16 protein-coding genes are annotated in these 18,597 nt (G+C 38.0%); all 16 read right to left on the minus strand.

Annotated features, from left to right (window positions below):
• Positions 1–147: 147 nt before the first annotated feature.
• The 16 genes from JTI58_RS07330 to JTI58_RS07405 all read right to left on the minus strand — a co-directional run bounded on the left by JTI58_RS07330 (position 148) and on the right by JTI58_RS07405 (position 18,515).
• Complete coding sequence (locus JTI58_RS07330; RefSeq protein ID WP_205446094.1) at positions 148–384, minus strand: small acid-soluble spore protein Tlp; 237 nt, start codon at positions 382–384, stop codon at positions 148–150.
• 164 nt (positions 385–548) lie between these two features.
• The gene (locus JTI58_RS07335; RefSeq protein WP_205446095.1) at positions 549–1,760 is read right to left on the minus strand and encodes an MFS transporter; all 1,212 of its coding nucleotides are present in this window, start codon (positions 1,758–1,760) and stop codon (positions 549–551) included.
• 144 nt (positions 1,761–1,904) lie between these two features.
• Positions 1,905–2,903, minus strand: a complete 999-nt coding sequence (locus JTI58_RS07340) for a LacI family DNA-binding transcriptional regulator (RefSeq protein WP_205446096.1) — start codon at positions 2,901–2,903, stop codon at positions 1,905–1,907.
• Between the two features lie 75 nt (positions 2,904–2,978).
• The gene (gene allD / locus JTI58_RS07345) at positions 2,979–3,977 is read right to left on the minus strand and encodes an ureidoglycolate dehydrogenase (RefSeq protein WP_205446097.1); all 999 of its coding nucleotides are present in this window, start codon (positions 3,975–3,977) and stop codon (positions 2,979–2,981) included.
• Between the two features lie 15 nt (positions 3,978–3,992).
• Complete coding sequence (locus JTI58_RS07350) at positions 3,993–5,000, minus strand: zinc-binding alcohol dehydrogenase family protein (protein WP_205446098.1); 1,008 nt, start codon at positions 4,998–5,000, stop codon at positions 3,993–3,995.
• Positions 4,988–6,253, minus strand: a complete 1,266-nt coding sequence (locus JTI58_RS07355; RefSeq protein ID WP_205446099.1) for a mannitol dehydrogenase family protein — start codon at positions 6,251–6,253, stop codon at positions 4,988–4,990. Before JTI58_RS07355 ends, JTI58_RS07350 begins: the two co-directional genes overlap by 13 nt.
• A 12-nt stretch (positions 6,254–6,265) precedes the next feature.
• A complete protein-coding gene (locus tag JTI58_RS07360; protein WP_205446100.1) occupies positions 6,266–7,765 on the minus strand; it encodes a UxaA family hydrolase in 1,500 nt (499 codons plus the stop codon).
• 21 nt (positions 7,766–7,786) lie between these two features.
• Positions 7,787–9,052: an MFS transporter gene (locus tag JTI58_RS07365; RefSeq protein WP_205446101.1), complete on the minus strand. Its 1,266-nt coding sequence runs from the start codon at positions 9,050–9,052 to the stop codon at positions 7,787–7,789.
• Positions 9,053–9,088: 36 nt separating this feature from the next.
• Complete coding sequence (locus JTI58_RS07370; protein ID WP_205446102.1) at positions 9,089–9,922, minus strand: SDR family oxidoreductase; 834 nt, start codon at positions 9,920–9,922, stop codon at positions 9,089–9,091.
• On the minus strand, positions 9,915–10,937 hold the full coding sequence (locus JTI58_RS07375; RefSeq protein ID WP_205446103.1) for a zinc-binding alcohol dehydrogenase family protein: 1,023 nt from the start codon (positions 10,935–10,937) through the stop codon (positions 9,915–9,917). The genes JTI58_RS07370 and JTI58_RS07375 overlap by 8 nt, the downstream gene beginning before the upstream one ends.
• Before the next feature lie 9 nt (positions 10,938–10,946).
• Positions 10,947–12,011, minus strand: coding sequence for a mannonate dehydratase (gene uxuA / locus JTI58_RS07380; protein ID WP_205446104.1), 1,065 nt, complete (start codon positions 12,009–12,011; stop codon positions 10,947–10,949).
• A 13-nt stretch (positions 12,012–12,024) separates the two neighbouring features.
• Positions 12,025–12,645: a bifunctional 2-keto-4-hydroxyglutarate aldolase/2-keto-3-deoxy-6-phosphogluconate aldolase gene (locus JTI58_RS07385; RefSeq protein ID WP_205446105.1), complete on the minus strand. Its 621-nt coding sequence runs from the start codon at positions 12,643–12,645 to the stop codon at positions 12,025–12,027.
• 12 nt (positions 12,646–12,657) lie between these two features.
• On the minus strand, positions 12,658–13,611 hold the full coding sequence (locus JTI58_RS07390; RefSeq protein ID WP_205446106.1) for a sugar kinase: 954 nt from the start codon (positions 13,609–13,611) through the stop codon (positions 12,658–12,660).
• A 184-nt stretch (positions 13,612–13,795) separates the two neighbouring features.
• Positions 13,796–15,154, minus strand: coding sequence for a TraB/GumN family protein (locus JTI58_RS07395; RefSeq protein ID WP_243456408.1), 1,359 nt, complete (start codon positions 15,152–15,154; stop codon positions 13,796–13,798).
• A 792-nt stretch (positions 15,155–15,946) separates the two neighbouring features.
• Entirely contained in the window at positions 15,947–16,639 is a 693-nt protein-coding gene (locus JTI58_RS07400) for a stalk domain-containing protein (RefSeq protein ID WP_205446108.1), read from the minus strand.
• A 214-nt stretch (positions 16,640–16,853) separates the two neighbouring features.
• Positions 16,854–18,515: an AraC family transcriptional regulator gene (locus JTI58_RS07405; protein WP_205446109.1), complete on the minus strand. Its 1,662-nt coding sequence runs from the start codon at positions 18,513–18,515 to the stop codon at positions 16,854–16,856.
• Positions 18,516–18,597: the final 82 nt, after the last annotated feature.

Here is an 18,597-nt window from a genome sequence, read left to right on the forward strand (position 1 = left end):
ACATCTAATCCATCTGTTTTTGCCTAGTGGAAAATAGTAAACAAATACTCAAGACACTATTGTTACATGCAGATTTTTTCGGTTTCCTTTAAAAGATCTCTTCTCGCTTAATTCCGAATCACTATTGATTCTTCTAAAAATCCAATTTTAAACTTCACCTTTTTTTCGTGCTGCCATTTCATCTTTCATTTCCTCTTTTAATGCTTCAATTGACTGTTTACGTCGCTTATTTTTTTCTTTTAGCCTGTTATTTTCTAGAGGATCTGCAAATTCCATACTAATTTCTGCTTCTTGAACTTTCTCTTCAGTATTTTTAACAATGTCACGCATGCGTTCAACATTATTGGATCGATCATCTGGTTTTCGGTGTCTTGAATTAGCCATGTTAACCTCCTCAAATTTTGACATAAGGTTATTTTGGAATCATTTTGTCATTATATGAGTGCTAACTTTTTCTAAAAAAACATCTTATAATAGCGGTCTATCCAATAATTCTAACTTTAATTAGAAACAATTAAGTTTCCCCATATAATAACCTGACATTGTATTCAAACAATCTCTTCCCTCAGACCTTCATAGGCCGATTTTGAATGCATAAATACAGATAAAACTAGGGCGATGAAAATAGCTATGACTCCAAATGCAATACATACCATTTGTAGTGAGAGCCATTCCGCTAGCAATCCTAAAGCTAACGTAAAGACAATCTGTAGCACGTTGATGACCATTGTGGAAATACTACCAAAACGGCCCATAATTTCTGTCGGTACACTTATTTGATAAAAGGTGCTGTATCCCGCATTACAAAATGACATACATATTCCTAATGCAATAAAGCTAATAATCGCCATTGTCACATTCGGTGAAGAGTAAAATAATGTGTAGGAAATTGTGGTCAAAAGCAGACCATAGACAATATATTGTCTAGTTGAAAACCTTTTAGCATAACGAGCAGCCATTGCTCCACCAATGATCGCCCCAATCCCAGCGATACTAACAATGATACCGTATAGACTATCTGACACTTGTAGCTTTTGTTTAATAAATGTAGCTTCCTGTGAGTCTAATGCAAAGGCAATCATCAATGCACCTTGAAAATATAGAAATACTTTGGCAAAGACTTGCTCTTTTTTAATATAAGCGTAGACAATACCATAATCCTCTTTTAGCATCTTCCAAGTAATGGGTTTCCGCTGCATTTCCTGATGATCTTCTACTGCTGGAAGCTTAAAAATCGAGAGCGCACAGATAAAGAACGTCAAGGCATTAAACCAAAATGCTACAGATACATTTGAAATGGCAATGATAAACCCAGCCAATGCTGGCCCAATTAAAAATGAGCCTGAGCTAAACATTCCTAATATTGCATTAAAGGATTGTTTATCTTCGTCTGGAATATATTTCGAAATATAATAGGTACTACTCGGCCCAAAAAAGCTACTTGTAATATTAGATAAAAATAATACGCAATAGATGAGCCAAATAGAAGACGTAAATGGTAACAATAAAATCAATATGCCACGAATGATATCACTATAGATCATTAATTTTTGTTTATTCGAGCGATCAATAATGGAGCCTGCAAAAAAGCTTGTTAAAATTCGAGCAATCGGTCCTACAATAAATATACTAGCCATAGCAGTAGGCGATTCTGTTAAATGCCAAACTAATAAATTGAGTGCAACTAGATTTACCCAATTTCCTAAATACGAGAAACCAAAGCCAAACAGAATGAGACGATACTTCCTAATAATGCGCATAAGTCTCCTTTCCATCACCTAAGAATGAATTATTGGTCTTTTTTTACATAAAAGTATTCCTTTAGATAATCATATCTAGCGATGAATATTGGTGCAACTAAAAATAGCAACCCAAAGCTAAGATCACAGCTTTGGGTTGCCTTTTTAATTAGTTGAATCTCGCTGAATTAATATCGGTTTAAAGCGATATAATTTTTGTTCATCAGCAAGATGTTCTTTTTTGATTTTTGCTAAGAGCAATGATGCCGCTTTCTGAGCCATTGGTAAAATGGGTTGTTGCAATGTTGTAATGGAAGGTGTTAAAAAATTTGCATATGGTACATCATCCACAGCGATTACTTGTACATCATTAGGCACATGTAAATTTCTTTTTTTAATATAAAGCATTAATTCTTCAAAAATACGATCATTTGCCGCAATGATTCCCTTTGGTGGTTGTTCCAATGTAAATAATTGATTGAATATCTCTGCCATCTCAGCTGGTTCACCATTTATTATATAGCGCTCATCAATGAACAGATTCCTGTTTCTGAGCGCTTGACGAAACCCTTCTAAGCGTTCGACACGAGGAGTAATCGGTAAGGCTAAAGAGGTAGTGATAATGGCTAATGGTTGTTTGCGGAACGTCTCTACTGCCGTATTCATGGCAGAAAAATTATCAAGCAACACAGCTGGAATATCTACTCCCTCAATAAAACGGTCAATAAAAACGATTGGCATTGCTTGTTGATGAAGCCTTATATAGAGATTTTTATTTTCTCCCGTTGGAAAAACGATTAAGCCATCTACCTGTTTTTCTAGTAAAGTTTCAATATGCTTTTTCTCTTTTTTAGGGTTATCCGCCGAGTTACATACAATCATATGGAAGCCCTCTTTATCGAACTCTGCTTCCAGTGCATTTATAATTTTCGTTGAAAAGTCATGGATAATATTCGCCACAATAATACCAATTGTAAAGGTAGATTTCTGTTTTAAGCTACGAGCCATTAAATTTGGACGATATTGCAATGCTTCAACAGCTTCTTCAATTTTCTTACGAGTGTCTGCACTCATATATTCATATCGCTTATTCAAATATTGCGATACTGTACTATTCGAAACATTTGCATATTGTGCAACATCGGCAATTGTTGTTTTTTTCACTAAAATCAATCTCCTACCTATAAATATGAAAACTCTCCTTGGTATTATGTAGCATAGCATACTTTACTGGTTAAATTAACTATTCAAATAGTTATACACTTGTTCAGGTAAATCAATGCCCTTATCCATTGTTTCTGCACTACGATTCTGTTCAATCTCACCAGGCACCTGTACTTGATCAAAATTGGGTGCTGTTGGCGCATCATGTAATTCATTAATCATTTGTGAAATATTTTCTTTGAATAGCTCGACGTCACCAAAAATATTTGGATCTAATACATATAAATATTGTCCAAGATTTCGTTTCTGTTCATAATCACCATACATTTTTGAAATGTGTGGACCAAAAGCTGCACTTGCTAAAATTCCAGAAAGAACATCTACTACAAGTGCCATCCCATATCCTTTTGGTCCTGCAAACGGTGTTAAAGATTTGACTTGGTGAGGATCTGTAGTTGGCGCCCCTTGTGCATCAACTCCCCACGAATTTGGGATTGTCTCGCCTTTTTCACGTGCATATAAAATTTTTCCGAGTGCTACATTGCTTGTTGCCATGTCCAAAATGATCGGTTTATCGTTGGTTGGAAAACCGTAAGCTATTGGATTCGTACCAAAGTAAGGCTCTTTTCCCCCAAAAGGAACGACTGCTGAGTCGGTTTGAGAGCACATAATAGCAATTAAATTTTCGCTCGTTGCTTGTTCAAGGAAATAGCCAAGCGCCCCACAATGGCTACTTTCTTGAATAATCGTTGTACATGAGCCATGTTCCTTAGCTATTTTAATCGTTTCATCCATCGCTTCCTTACAAATGACATGCCCAAAACCATTATCCCCTTTAAAAAGAAGGTGATTTGTGCCTCTTTTTTCTACTGAAAAATGGGGGTTTTTCGTTATGCCACCTGCCTTTAAACGTGTTATATAATGCTCCACACGCATAACACCGTGAGAACTGACACCACGTAAATCTGCATAAATCAAAACATCTGCTACTTGCGCTGCTGTTTCAGCGTCAACACCCTCAGCTGTGAATTTTCGAACAACGATTTCTTTTAATGCTGGTACAGAAATATTCATTGAAAACCCTCCCCATTACTTAAAATAGATTTGTGCTTTATTCGTGTTGTATTGTTTTGCCTCAAAGTAAGAAATCGCTTCATCGAATGCAATATTTTTCGTGACATAGCCTTGCTTTATAGCTCCTGACTGCATGTAGTTCATAACCGTCTCAAAGTCTTCTAACGTCGCATTACGGCTGCTTTTCAACGTTAATTCCTTGGAATGAAATTCAGGATCATTAAAAGTAATGGTCTTCTTCATTAAGCCAATAAACACTAATGTGCCACTATTTTCTACATACTGGAATGAAGATTCCATTGATTGTTGATTGCCAGTTGCATCAAAGACAACTGTAGGTAGTTCGCCATTAAATTTATCATGTAACTGGGCCATTACGTCATGACTACCAACAATCACGCCATCCGCTTCCGTCCATGCCTGTCCTTCTTTTAAACGTTCTTCGTTTAAGTCCATTAACACTGTTTTTGCGCCACGTAATTTAGCAAAACGAGCCGCTCCTAATCCAATTGGCCCTGCACCGATAACAAGTACCGTATCATTTGCTGTTAGTTCTGAACGACGTACTGCATGGGCACCAATAGCTAATGGTTCCACAATGGCTAATTGATCACCTGACACAGCATTATCAGTAATCACAATACTGTCATCAACTACGATATATTCGCCCATACCTCCATCCATATGTACACCTAATACTTTCAAGGATTTACAGCAGTTCGTTTGACCTCGACGGCATGCAACACACTCTCCACAATGGATGTATGGAATAACTGTTGCACGATCACCTACTTGAATGTCCTTCACTGCTTCACCGACTTCTTCTACGATAGCAGCTAGTTCATGACCTAACACACGTGGATAACTAAAGAATGGCTGTTCGCCTGCAAAAGCATGTGTGTCTGTTCCACACACGCCAATATGTGTGATTTTTAATAAAACATCATGACTTCCTTCAATACTCGGCTTGTCTACTTCACGTTCTACCATTTGAAATGGTTCATTAATTATTAATTGTCGCATGCTATTTCCTCCAATAAACTATTAATTGTGGATAATTGCTGAATAACCTTGGTTGCATCACACTGGAAATGTTGTTCGATGAATTGTTGCATTGGCTCTGTCTGACCTTGTTCAAAATGGTTATGGATTTCAGCTAGTTTTTCAATAACTTGATCCGATTCACGCATGGAAAAGCGTGTTGGATTCATTGCATACATCCCTAATGCTAAAGCTTGATAGTAAATTTCTGTTTCAGCATATGGAGCAATACGTGTTTGCCACTTGGATAACTCATTTAATTGAATATCATATAGCTGATGCTCAATAAATGGGTTTAAAAAACGTTCAAAGACATCTTGCTGATAGTGTTCATCTACTTGGAATCGTTGAGTAAAATCGTTTGTTACTTTTTCAATAAAGACTCGAACGCCTGCATGAGAAAATGCCTCTCTTACAGTTGTGTAGTTAAAAATCTTGCCGAATGCTGAAAGCAAAATATGACTACCATTTAAAATGGCGACTTTGCGTTTCCGATACATGTCTAAATCATCAAAGACAAAAGGGAAATCAAGACTTGTTGGCCAATGTTTAAATGGCTCTTTTTGATCAATTACAAATAAGAAATACGGTTCACAAACTGTGTAAAGGGCATCCTCCCCCTGATAATCTTGTGGATAACCTGTTACAATACGGTCTACAAGTGTATTACAAAAAGTTAAAGTAGCAAGCCATTCATTAAATGCTGTAGGCAAATTCCAGTCTTTAGCATGCTGTAGACAAATCGTTTTTAATGTAGAGCCATTCTGTTCTATTAATTCCAAAGGCACAATTGCCAATTGTTTTTTACCTTGAAAATGATTGTAATATTGTTCTAGAAAGACGGTTAACTTTGCTGCATAGCTTGTTGGACAGGCAGTAGGATAAGGAATATTTTCGTAATAAATTCCTGCCTCTGTTGTATTAGACACAATCATTTCTAATGTTTCTGACTGGGCATATTGTAAAAATGTATGCCAGTTCTCATACGGATGAATCGTATCTTGAATAATCTTAACAGTGGTTTCTTCTTCTATAACCTCACCATTTTTTAACCCACGTTCCATCACAGTGAATTGCAACTGTTGTTCTTCTAGCTGTTTGACTGTTTTTCCTCTTGCTGTTGCTGCGACTGAAACAATACTGCAAGGGACTTGTAGTTGTTCAACTGCTAGGTCAAAAAAGCCTCTAATAAAATTCCCATCACCTATTTGCATTATTTTAATAGGATGTTTCATGTCATTTCTCTCCTACATCGTCACGCCATCTTTAAAAATGGCGATTTCTTTGAATCCATATTTCTCATTATTTGTTTGTACTTCTCCTGAAGCTAGCGCTACTATATAATCCATAAATTCATCGACTAATACATCCATCGGCTTACCTTCCACTAACTGCCCTGCGTTAAAGTCAATCCAATTTTTTTTACGTTCATAAAGTGGTGTATTTGTTGAAATTTTGACTGTAGGTGTAGGTCCTCCAAACGGTGTTCCCCTACCTGTTGAGAAAAGGACGATTTGGCAGCCTGTTGAGGCAAGTGCTGTTGTTGATACAAGATCATTTCCTGGACCATTTAGTAAATGTAGCCCCTTTGTTGACATACGGTCGCCATAATCAAGCACCTCTTTTACCTCTTGGAATCCCCCTTTTTGAATACAGCCAAGTGACTTTTCTTCCAATGTTGTTATTCCACCCGCTTTGTTTCCCGGGGAGGGATTTTCATAGACAGGTTGATTATATTTAATAAAATACTGTTTAAAATTATTTACTAAATGCACAATATCCTCAAAAACAGAGGCATCTTTTGCACGTTCCATTAAAATCTGTTCAGCCCCAAACATTTCTGGAACTTCCGTTAACACTGTTGCACCACCTGCTGAGATCAATTGGTCAGAAAATACGCCAATCATCGGATTAGCTGTAATGCCAGAGAAACCATCACTACCGCCACATTTCAAACCAATTTTCAGCTCTGAAATAGGTAATGCTTGTCTTTCAAATGTCGTCACATAGTCAAAGGCTTTTTCAAGCAATAGTTGACCCTCTTCCATTTCATCTGCAGATTCTTGAACATTTAAAAAGGCTACGCGTTGTTCATCATAATGACCGATTGTTTTCTTAAACAGCTCAATATAATTGTTCTCACACCCTAGCCCTAATACAATCACTGCCCCTGCATTTGGGTGGTGAATTAAATTAGCTAATATTTTTTGTGTATACGTTAAATCATCACCGAGTTGTGAACAACCATATGGATGAGCGAAATGCTGTACACCATCAAAATTGTCAGCCTTCAATAATTGATTGCCCAACTTCGCCAGATTTTCAGCTACTTTGTTAATACATCCAACGGTATTAATAATCCAGATTTCATTTCGCACTCCAACCTGACCATCTTTTCTACGATAGCCCTTAAACGTGCGCTGTGCATGACGAGGCTCGGCTACAGGATGTGTTTTTGGATTAAATTCATAGCTTAATTCACCCGATAAATTGGTTTTCATGTTATGTGAGTGAACCCAGCTACCTGCTGAGATTTCTTCTGTCGCATGACCAATTGGAAAACCATATTTCATGATATGTGTATCTTTAGAAAGAGTTGTGATGGCAATCTTATGCCCACGTAGTACTTGTTGCTGTAAAGTTATTTCGGTCCCATCCAATGGAAGTAAAAAGCCTTGAGGAAGATCACTCAAGGCTATGGCTACATTGTCCATTGGATGAATTTTAATAACTGACTGATTGTTCATTTGAATCCATCCTTTCTATTTTTAAGCTATTTCTTTATGAACAATTGGTGTAACAAATTTAATAACTGCTAATGAAGCGATGACCGCTAAACCACCTGCAAGTAGGAAAGCCGCAGAGAACGTTCCTGTTCTGTCTACCAGGAAACCTGTTAAAGTTGGTCCAATAATACCTGCCGTGTTTGCAAGGAAGTGCATAAAGCCACCAACAGATCCAACATATTTAGATTCCACCACGTCATTGATGATTGCCCAGTAGATAGCACCTGTTAAATATAAGAAGAAAACAGAGGTAGCAACAAGCGCAACAGCACTAACTGTTGTTGTTACAATACCTGCACAGCCAATTGATACAGCTGCTAAGAATAAACATGTAACTAGAACGACTTTACGAGAGAATAAAACTCCCTTACGCATAAAGCGTTTATAAATGAAATCCGATACAATTCCACTCATTGCTAAACCTAAGAACCCTAAAATCCATGGAATAACCGTCACTATACTCATATCTTTTACAGCCATTCCACGAGCTTCTACTAGATAGCTTGGGAACCAAGTTAAGAAAAAGAATAGGATATAGTTATAGGCAAAGAACGAAAAGGCTGTAAATAATACAGTTGGTTGTTTTAAATAGTAAGATAGACCACGACTATGATTGATATCTTCTGCTGCAATCTCTAAGTTTGCCATTGATTCTACACTGTCTTCTTTGTTCGGCTTTTCTTTTACCACTTTAAACCATACAATTGCCCAAATAAATCCAAGGATCATAATCGCAATAAATGAATATTTCCAGCCATATGCTAATGCAATATAACCAACAATTGGACCTGCAATCGCACCACCAAGTGGTGTACCACTATTGGCTAGCCCTACTACCGAAGCACGCTTATCTGCAGGGAACCAGTTGTTCACCATTTTATTTATGGTTGATGACAATGGTCCTTCCGCCATACCAAATACAATTCGAACAATAATCAATGAAGCAAATCCAACGACTAATACCATTGCTCCACTGAATAAAGACCATACAATCATCGCTACAAATAGCGTTAACTTGGCACCAAATTTATCGGAAGCCATGCCACCTAAGAAGTTGAAAATGGCATACCCAACAGAGAAACTACTAAAGATAATCCCTAATTGTGTTGACGTTAGATGAATATCTTCTTGAATAAATGGTGCTGCAATTGATAATGCTGAACGGTCTAAATAGTTAATGACACCCGCTAAAAATAGCATGACAATAACAACCGTTTTGCCATCTCCAAAAATACCTTGTTGTTTCATATCATTCACCCCTAAATTTGAAATAGATCCCCTTTGTTAAACGCCTGAGTATGCCATAAATCCACCATCAACAGGAATCGTTACGCCAGTGACAAATGCTGAGTATGTATCATCAGCTAAAAATAATAATGTCCCTAATAAATCTTGTGGTTTTCCAAAACGTTTTTGTGGTGTAGCTGTAATGATTTTTTCTGAACGTGCTGTTAGTGAGCCATCTTCTGTCAGCAATAGATTACGGTTTTGTTCGGTAATAAAAAATCCAGGTGCAATGGCATTGACACGTAAGCCTGCTTCTGCAAAATGCACAGCCATCCATTGCGTAAAGTTATTAATCGCTGCCTTTGCCGCGCTATATGCAGGCACTTTTGTCATAGGAGCATAGGAGCTCATGGATGAAATATTGATTATCGTCCCCTTCGTTTTCAGCAATGCTTCGCCAAAAACTTGGGCAGCTAAAAATGTTCCTGTAAAATTATTCGAGAATACGCTTTCAAAACCGTTTGGCGTTAATTCAAAGAAATTTGGTGTAGTTGATTGTTCTTTATATACTTCATCAGCAGTAATGGCATCTGGATGATTGCCGCCCGCTCCATTAATCAGTACATCAATTTGACCATATTGCTGTAATATTGCTTGTCTCGCTGCTATTAATGACTCTTTATTTAAAACATCCACAGAAAAATTAATTGCTTCTCCGCCATTTTCTTTAATCGATTGGACGACTGCTTCACCTTTTTGCGCCGTACGATTTAAAATAGCAACTCGCATACCTTGCCTAGCCAATTCCTTCGCCATCTCTGAGCAAAGAACACCACTACCACCTGTTACAACAGCCACTTTATTTTGTAATGCTTGATGCACCTTACTCACCTACTTTTAAAATAACTTTACGTACTTCATTTGGGTTTTTTTCTATAAATTCAAAGGCTGCTTTTGCTTCATGTAATGAGAAAGTATGTGTAATTAATCCTTGATGCTGTAGCTTTCCAGCATCAACAAGCTTCACTACGTTTTCAAATTGGAATGTTTGTAAACGTGATCCTTTGATCGATAATTCCTTTTTTGTGATTGGTAGAGGGGCAAGCTCAATGGCTTCCTCTCCAAAGCTAAGGACTACCACTCTTCCAGCAACTGAAACAGCATCAATAGATTGCTTAAATGTTAGTGGAATACAGACCGCATCAATAGATACATTGACACCTACTCCATCTGTCCATTGATTAACAGCCTCTAATAAATCTTGTTCTTTTACATTGACAACTTCATCCGCACCAAGTTCTTTTGCGAATGAGAGCTTAGCTGGATCCAAATCAGAAATCATCACACGTGCATCCATTAATTTAGCCATCTTTAAAATACAAATGCCAATCGGCCCTGCTCCTTGAATCAAGAGTGTCTCACCAGCCTGTAATTCACCACGATATACTGCTTGTGCACCAATTGTATAGGGTTCGATTAAGACTGCCTCTTCTAAAGGAGTGTGGTCTGCTACTTTATGCAATTGCTTTTCAGCAACAACAAAGCGCTCACGCATACCGCCATCTTCATGAACACCAAAAACGGAAAGCTGTTCGCAGACATTTGGTTGTCCTTTACGGCAAGCATAGCACTCACCACAATAACGAATCGGTTCGACAACAACTTTGTCACCAGCTTTTAACCCTTGTACCTCTTGGCCAACCTCTAACACACGTCCAACAACTTCATGCCCAGGTACACGAGGCAATGTCGCTAATGGATTCGAGCCATGATAAATATGCATGTCTGAGCCACAAATACCAACATATTCTGTTTGAACTAGGACATCTGTTGACTCTGTTATCACTGGTTCTGCTACGTCAATTAAAGCCATTTCAAAAGGTTTGATTACTTGTAGTGCTTTCATACATGTCACCTATTTCTTTAGATTTTCATAAGCATTCCAAAGACCATTTAAATACATAATGCCAAGTGCTCGATCATATAAGCCGTAGCCTGGACGACATTGTTCTCCCCAAATATGACGACCATGATCTGGACGTACATAGCCTTCATAGTTTTGGTCATTTAATGTGCGTACAATATTTTTAATATCGATTGAACCATCCGAAGTAAAATGCGATGTTTCAAAGAAACTACCATTTTCCATAATCTTGACATTGCGGATATGGGCAAACGGAGCACGATATGCATATTTTTCAGCGATGGCTACCATATCATTTTGTGGGTCTGCTCCCATTGAACCTGAGCAGAACGTAAAACCATTCGCCATGGAATCAGAGATTTTAATTAATTTTTCATAGCTTTCTGCTCCTGTAATAATGCGCGGTAAGCCAAAGATAGAATACGGTGGATCATCTGGATGAATCGCCATTTGAATACCTGCTTCTTCTGCAACTGGTAAAATGGCTTGTAAGAAGTAAGCTAAGTTGTCCCAAAGTTTGGCTTCATCTACTTCTTTGTACTGCTCAAATAATTCTGAAAGGCGGGCTAATCGTTCTGGTTCCCATCCTGGAAGTGTTAAATCCGAAGAAGCGCTTACTTCATTCACCAGTTCTTGTGGATCTAAATTCATGACCTTTTCCTTATCAAAATAGAGAGCCGTTGAGCCATCTTCTAATGGATGGAATAAGTCTGTACGTGTCCAATCAAATACCGGCATGAAGTTATAGCAAATGACTTTGACACCCACTTCGCCTAGGTTGCGAATAGATTGTTTATAGTTTTCAATATATTGATCACGTGTCGGCAATCCTAATTTAATATCTTCATGGACATTGACGCTTTCTACAACATCTGTATGGAATCCAAAAGACTGTATATAATCAACTTCATCTTGAATGGCCTCTTTAGTCCATACTTCTCCTGCTGGTAAATGATGAAGTGCCCAAACAATTCCTTTTACATTCGGTATTTGTTTCACATCTTCTAATTTCACTGTATCATTGCCACGACCATACCATCTAAACGTCATATTCATACTTCATTACCTCCTAGTTTGATAGATTTTCAATATACGCTTTGGCACGTTCAACTACACCTGCGTATCCATCTTTTGCAAATGCTTTATTTAAATCACTACCAATCCCAACTGCAACTGCGCCTGCTTCTAACCACTCGTTCATATTAGCCAAGCCAACACCGCCTGTAGGCATAATTGTGATATGTGGCAGAGGCCCTTTAACGGTTTTAATAAAGTTTGGTTCAAATTGATTTCCTGGGAATAATTTAATAATGTCACTTCCACCTTCAAGTGCTGTCACCATCTCTGTAATGGTCATACAGCCTGGTAAATATGGTATGCTATAGCGATTGCAAAGCTTTGCAATTGCAGCGTTGTAGCTCGGACTAACAACAAACTTTGCACCATTTAAAATCGCGTGGCGTGCAGTTTCAACATCCAATACTGTCCCAGCTCCAATTATTGCATCGCTATGACGTAATGCTTTAAAGGTTTCTTCAACAAAAGGTGTTGTATACGTTATTTCAATTGCTCGAATGCCACCTGTAATTGCCCCTTTTGAAATTTCTGTCGCTTCTTCAGGTGAATTTCCGCGAATGACCGCTACAACTTTTGCATCTGACAACGCTTTCAAAATTTCGATTTTTTGCATTCCTGACAACTCCTAACGCTCAATTAGTTTTTCATCGCCGATAAATTGCCTTAATTCTTGCAAGGATGGGAGCCCTTCATTATCTCCTTTAATCGTTGCTACCAATGCTCCTGCCCCATTGGCCAAACGGAGGCGTTCTACGATATCATCACCATTTAAATAGCTATAGACATAGGCTGCATCAAATGCATCCCCTGCTCCAACTGTATCAATGGCACGAATGGAAAAGGCTTCTCGTTCATACTGTTCATTAGCTGTATAAACCGTGGCGCCTTGTTCGCCTTTTTTCACAATAATTTCATCTATTTTATAACTCTCTTGAACGTCTTTAACTGTACGCCCTTCAAATAAAAGTTCAAATTCATCCTGTCCTGTTAAAAGAAGATTGATAGATGGGTACACTTTTTCGTATACCGCTCGGGCATCTTCGATAGACCATAGTTTTAAACGTAAATTTGGATCAAAGGATATAGGAATATTTTTTACTTTGGCTAAAGCAATCAATTTCAATGCAACTTGAATGTTATGTTCACATACCGCTAAATACACGCCACTAATATGTAATAAGTCCACATCATCAAGTACTGACTCATCTATACGGTCTTCTGTCAGCTCAAGTAATGGTGATGGGTTGCGGTAATAAAACGATTTACCTGCACCGTCTTCCCGAATTTCCTTGAAGTAGATAGACGTTGGAATATGTGGTGTTCGTAAGACATGTGATACATCGATTCCTTCACCACGCGCAAAGTTATAAATTAACTTGCCAAATTCATCGTCTCCAATACAACTAATCCATTTTGCTTCCATATCTAAACGTGTAACACCTATCGCAAAATTTAATTCTGCACCACCCACAGCTCGCTCAAAGGAAGGAACGAAACGTAGAGGACCTGTCTTAGATGGATTAAAAACGACCATTGCATCCCCAATCGTTGCAATTCGTTTATTTCTCAATATTTTCATCCCCTTCACAAGTAAAACGTTTTAGTAAAACGTTTTACTAATACTAACATGATTTTTTTTTCGTTGCAACAATAATCCGATTATTTAGATTGTTAGCGTCAAATGATCATTATTGTCTTACATGCATAAAAAAACCTCGTAAAAGATAGAATTTAATCTATCCTTTTACGAGGGAAATTCATTATTATTGATAAAATGGCTTTACCTTGTAGCCGTTTTTCTCCAAATGATAGCGAATATTTTTATCGATTAAGAAGTGACCTGAACCAACAACAACAAAGTACTTACCTTCTTTTTCTTCCAATACATTCATGATTTTCTTTGCCATTTGTTCATCACGTAGACCAAATAGCATTTCATTAAATTCAGACGATGTACCTTCCATTGCTTGGAAGCTTTTTGCAAACTCTTCAACATTTCCTTGCTTCCAGCTTGTAAACCACTCTTGAAGAACTGCGGATTGATTCTCTTCAGATGGATTAATGATACTATCCAACACAGCGACTAATGACTGCTCCTGTGCCTCTGGTGATAATGCTTCAAACATATCAACCTGTGCTCTTGTACCTTCTAATTCAATCACTGGCTTTTGCTGCAACTGTGCATTCAATAAAAAGTATATATCAATACCGTGCATTGCCATCTCTTGTGGTGTCATACCAAAGGAATCGTCCATTGCAAGCATTGATAATGCACTAGAAAGCATCCACGGCTTTTGCACTGTCAGCTGGTCCATCGGAAGATCATAAAGCTTTGCCACTTGTTCAAGCTTCGCATATGTTTCTGGTGCAACAGCATCTTTCAATGTTGAGCCATCTGTATACATTGCTTTTTCTGAATAGTATTCAGGTGCTTCCGTATCCAAGATATTTGCCTCTACTAACAGCGCATCCGATTCATCGAACGCCGTTACTAGTTTTTTATCGAATGGATATAAGTCTGGTGTTCCTAGATGAATAGAACCTAATAAGTAGACAAGTGTATCCTCATCCTCTACTATCCAGGCTACCCCCTTAGATCCTTGCTCTGCAAGTGCATATGTACTCTGAATAAAACGGACAGCTAATAATACAGCCTGTTGAGTCGTTGCCTTTTTCTCTAACTGCAGTCCATTTGGAGAGCCTTGTAATATGTTATGCTCTTTCATAAATTGAACAGCATCTGTACCAACAGGTAAATCATAGCGCGCGACGATATTATACAAGCGCTTCACAATATCACCACGTGTGTTATCGTTTTTCACACTCACTGGTTTATATTGCTTATTTTCAGCTAACCCAAGAGAAGCAACTTTCTTTTCCGTTAAAGCTAGAAGTTCATTTACTTTATCCACTGAAATTTCTTGAAGGAAGCCATCAAAATACCATTCAGTTGAGTAAATTCCGTATTTTTCGCCCTCATTTAATGTTTCTATCGCCCATTCGCTAATCGATGGTACTAGGGGTGGTGTTTGCTCTTCTGCATGAATCACAGGTACAACTGTCGTCAGCATCAATGAGGCACCAAGCAACGCCGCACTCGTTCGTTTCATCATCTTTTTCATCAAATTCTTTTCTCTCCCTTTTCCTATTATATGTATCAGTATCGTTTGAAATTATACCATATAAAATCCAACTATTTTATACTTAAAAGTGAAAATATTGACAAGTATGTATTGGCATTAACCTATCTTGAAATAATTATGAAGAGGTTAAATTTAATAAAACGATGACAAATTATGATGTCATCGTCTTTATGTTGTTGAAAAAAGATGATGTCAACGGCAGAAAAAGCAACTTTGCAAGGTGAGGGGTTGATTTCCGTTCCGCCAGCGTCCTTTCCAGGGGGTGTCCGATGAGCCGCTTCACTCACTAGCGTCCGCTCCAGGGTCTCCTCTGTGACGCTAAATCCCCGAAGAGTAACGCTGGCTCCACTCCAATCAACCATGCTGCAAAGTATCTTTTCCTTATTTTTCATACTAGCGGTAGCGATCAAAATAGCCCCCTGATTTGTATTATTAAAAAAAGGATAGACTTTTATTTTCAATGTAGAGAAGTGATGAATGACAACACCTCTTCATAAAGAGTAGTGAAGACCTTCCCTTTATTCGAAAACCTTTGCTAAAAAGTCAGTGGATTGGAGTGGAAGGCTACTTGACTCCCGTGGGATAGCGAGACAGGCGAGCCCCTAAACGGAGCGGTAGCGGAGGAAGCGGCTCGGCGCTCGCCCACAGGAAAGCAAGTAGCCTGCAACGGAAATCCATTTCTACCTTTCAATTGACTATTTTGTTTTTCAACACTAAGAAGACGATGACAAATTATGCTGTCATCGTCTTTTTGTTTAATAGTATGAGGGATTATTGAACAAATTTAGGATCTAATATACCTAAACCACTACCTTCAAGTTCAAATTTCACTTTTGAAACTCCATCTAAATTAACATGAACCTTTACCTTATCTTTGATTGCTCCACTATCATAAACCAATTTACCATCTGCATAAATTTTCAAGAAACCTATTCCGAAAGAGTTAGCTGATAATTTTTTAATTGGTGCCAAATTGGTTTCAAATCCCTTGTAATTTCCATTGGCTAAGTATTCCACTGTATGGTCTTGAACAGCGCCTCCCCCATGATAACCACCAAGTTGATAGGACCGCTCGAACTTTTCACCTGTACTAATAACGATAGAACTTGGGTTATGGAAGAAGTGGTCTTCATCACCCCCAATAGGTTTTACATCTTTTAAAGAGGTAAATTGAGGAACATCACCAATATAAACCGATTTTGTTTTACCATCCCACGTTACCTTTTCACCTAAAGATTCCGCGACGAAACGCATTGGGACATAAATCGTGCCTTGATAATTAAATCCAGATTGACCTTCTGGTGGGACTTTTTCAACCTTATCTACATAGTAATTGATTGGATCCTGAAACACGCTGATCTTTTTCATGTCACTTGCTGCTTCCGTAGTGGAGAAGTACGTAAAAGTCAAACCTCCTAATATAAAAAACCCTAAGTAACTTGTTATGATAAATAGTTTTTTCACAAAATCACTCCTTAGAATAAACATAGATATATGTAATTATACCAGAAATTTCATATAAACTTTAAAGATTTTATACTAGGATATTTTTAAGCAAGCTTTTTTATCTAGTAAAATTATATTTTCTGTACTAGTTTATTTGTACGCTATTTGAATATTAATGGAAAAAAACTCGACCCATAGCTAATGGATCGAGCGATTTTATTTTTTCTGCTAGTCAAATAATTTTCTTCTTAAAAATAGATGGTAGCACCTCTAACAACCGTTCACGTGTGATAGGATCACAATGATTCCATGAAAAATCTACGAAATGAGTCTTACCGGGAGTTAACTCGGCTAAAGTGGCGATCTGTGGACAGTGAGTAATAGTTCGTAATTCTTGGGGAGAAGCCAAGATAAAATTACGTTCTCCAGCATAGTGATTTATTTGATGCTGCTGAATTTCTATCCATGCTTGTCCTTGCTCAATTAGGTGCATCACTTTGGGAGTCGGACGAAAGCCAAGCGATTCATACAAGCTGGCAGCCAATCCGGTCTGACACATAACATAAAATTTTGCACCAAACTTGAGATAAACAGTAGCCGTCTCTCCAGCAACATAAGCATCTGCTAATTGCCTACGTACTAGCCTTACTTTGTCTTCATATGTAGTAATCCACTTTTCCGCCGCTTTACTCCGTTCAACTAGTTTAGCGATATACCGTAACCGCTCGAACAGTCTATACTTCTTATCCAGTACAACAGTTGGAGCAAGCGCATCCAGTTCCTGCAAGTCTTGCGGATAATAGCTAAGCAATATGAACTCCGGCTGCAGCTGTGCTATTTTATCTGGATCTACCCAATCCCCGATACTATGAATATTTCGCAACTTATTGTGATAAACCACATTATCTCTCATGATAGAGATGGCTGCTCCTATAGGGGCTATGCCTAGAACGAGTAATTCCCCAAGTGTAAATTTTCCATCAGTCACAATACGTGTTGCACCTGTAGGAACAAGAACCTTTCTGCCCAGTGAATCGATAACTGTTCTTTCTGGCGTATGAAGATGAATATTTGCATATTCACGTGGGGTGCTTCCAGTTAATTTATGAAAGCACCGACTGAAATAGTATTCATCTTTAAACCCAATTTGTCGAGCTATTTTGCTCAATGGATCGGTGGTATGACGCAGAAGTTCTTTTGCCTGATTTATACGTAAATGAGTCAAATAATCAGTCGGCTTTTTGCCAGTCAACGTTTTAAACTTTTGACTATATTGCCATCTGACCATTCCAGCCATGTTAGCCAGTTGTTCTACTGTCAAGTCCTCATCATAATGCTGCTCTATGTACTGTACAGTTTTTTGAACCAATTGTATCTTTTCTTCGTTCAGCAACTGGTTAGCTTGCTCATCTAACTGGACCATCATAGCTAGTATCTGCTGAAGTCTACCTTGCATCAGCGCCATTTCTGATGTGGATAGAGAGGAGCAAAGTTGATTATTTATCCATGCTTCATTTCCTAATACTTGCTTGACTTGAGAAAATAACAGATTATAGGGATAACCACAAAGCAAGGGTGGATGGGCAACCCGGTTCAAAGTCATTCCTTCTACTTTAAAAGTTTCAAAGGTAAAACGCACAAACTGTGCCTCTTTGTTACTTGATTCTACAGTGTAGCTTTGTACAGGTAAAATTAGAATGCAGCTTCCTTGTCGTAGATCGATAGCCATTTTGTCTACATACAGCCGTATGTCATGACTGAGTGCTATCAATAATGTGCATAAATTTGTTTCATTACCATTTATTCCCTCATCGTAGCTACTGGCTGACATGATCTGATCAATTTGAAATCGATCATACTGTTGTAGCCTAATATATAGGGGTGCTAGATTCATAAGCAACTCTCCAACCATTGAAAATGATTCTCATTACCGTTATTGTAACATATAATGACCCTCTATCAACTATTGTTCGAGT

Source organism: Lysinibacillus fusiformis, from assembly GCF_016925635.1.
Classification (GTDB): Bacteria; Bacillota; Bacilli; order Bacillales_A; family Planococcaceae; genus Lysinibacillus; species Lysinibacillus fusiformis_F.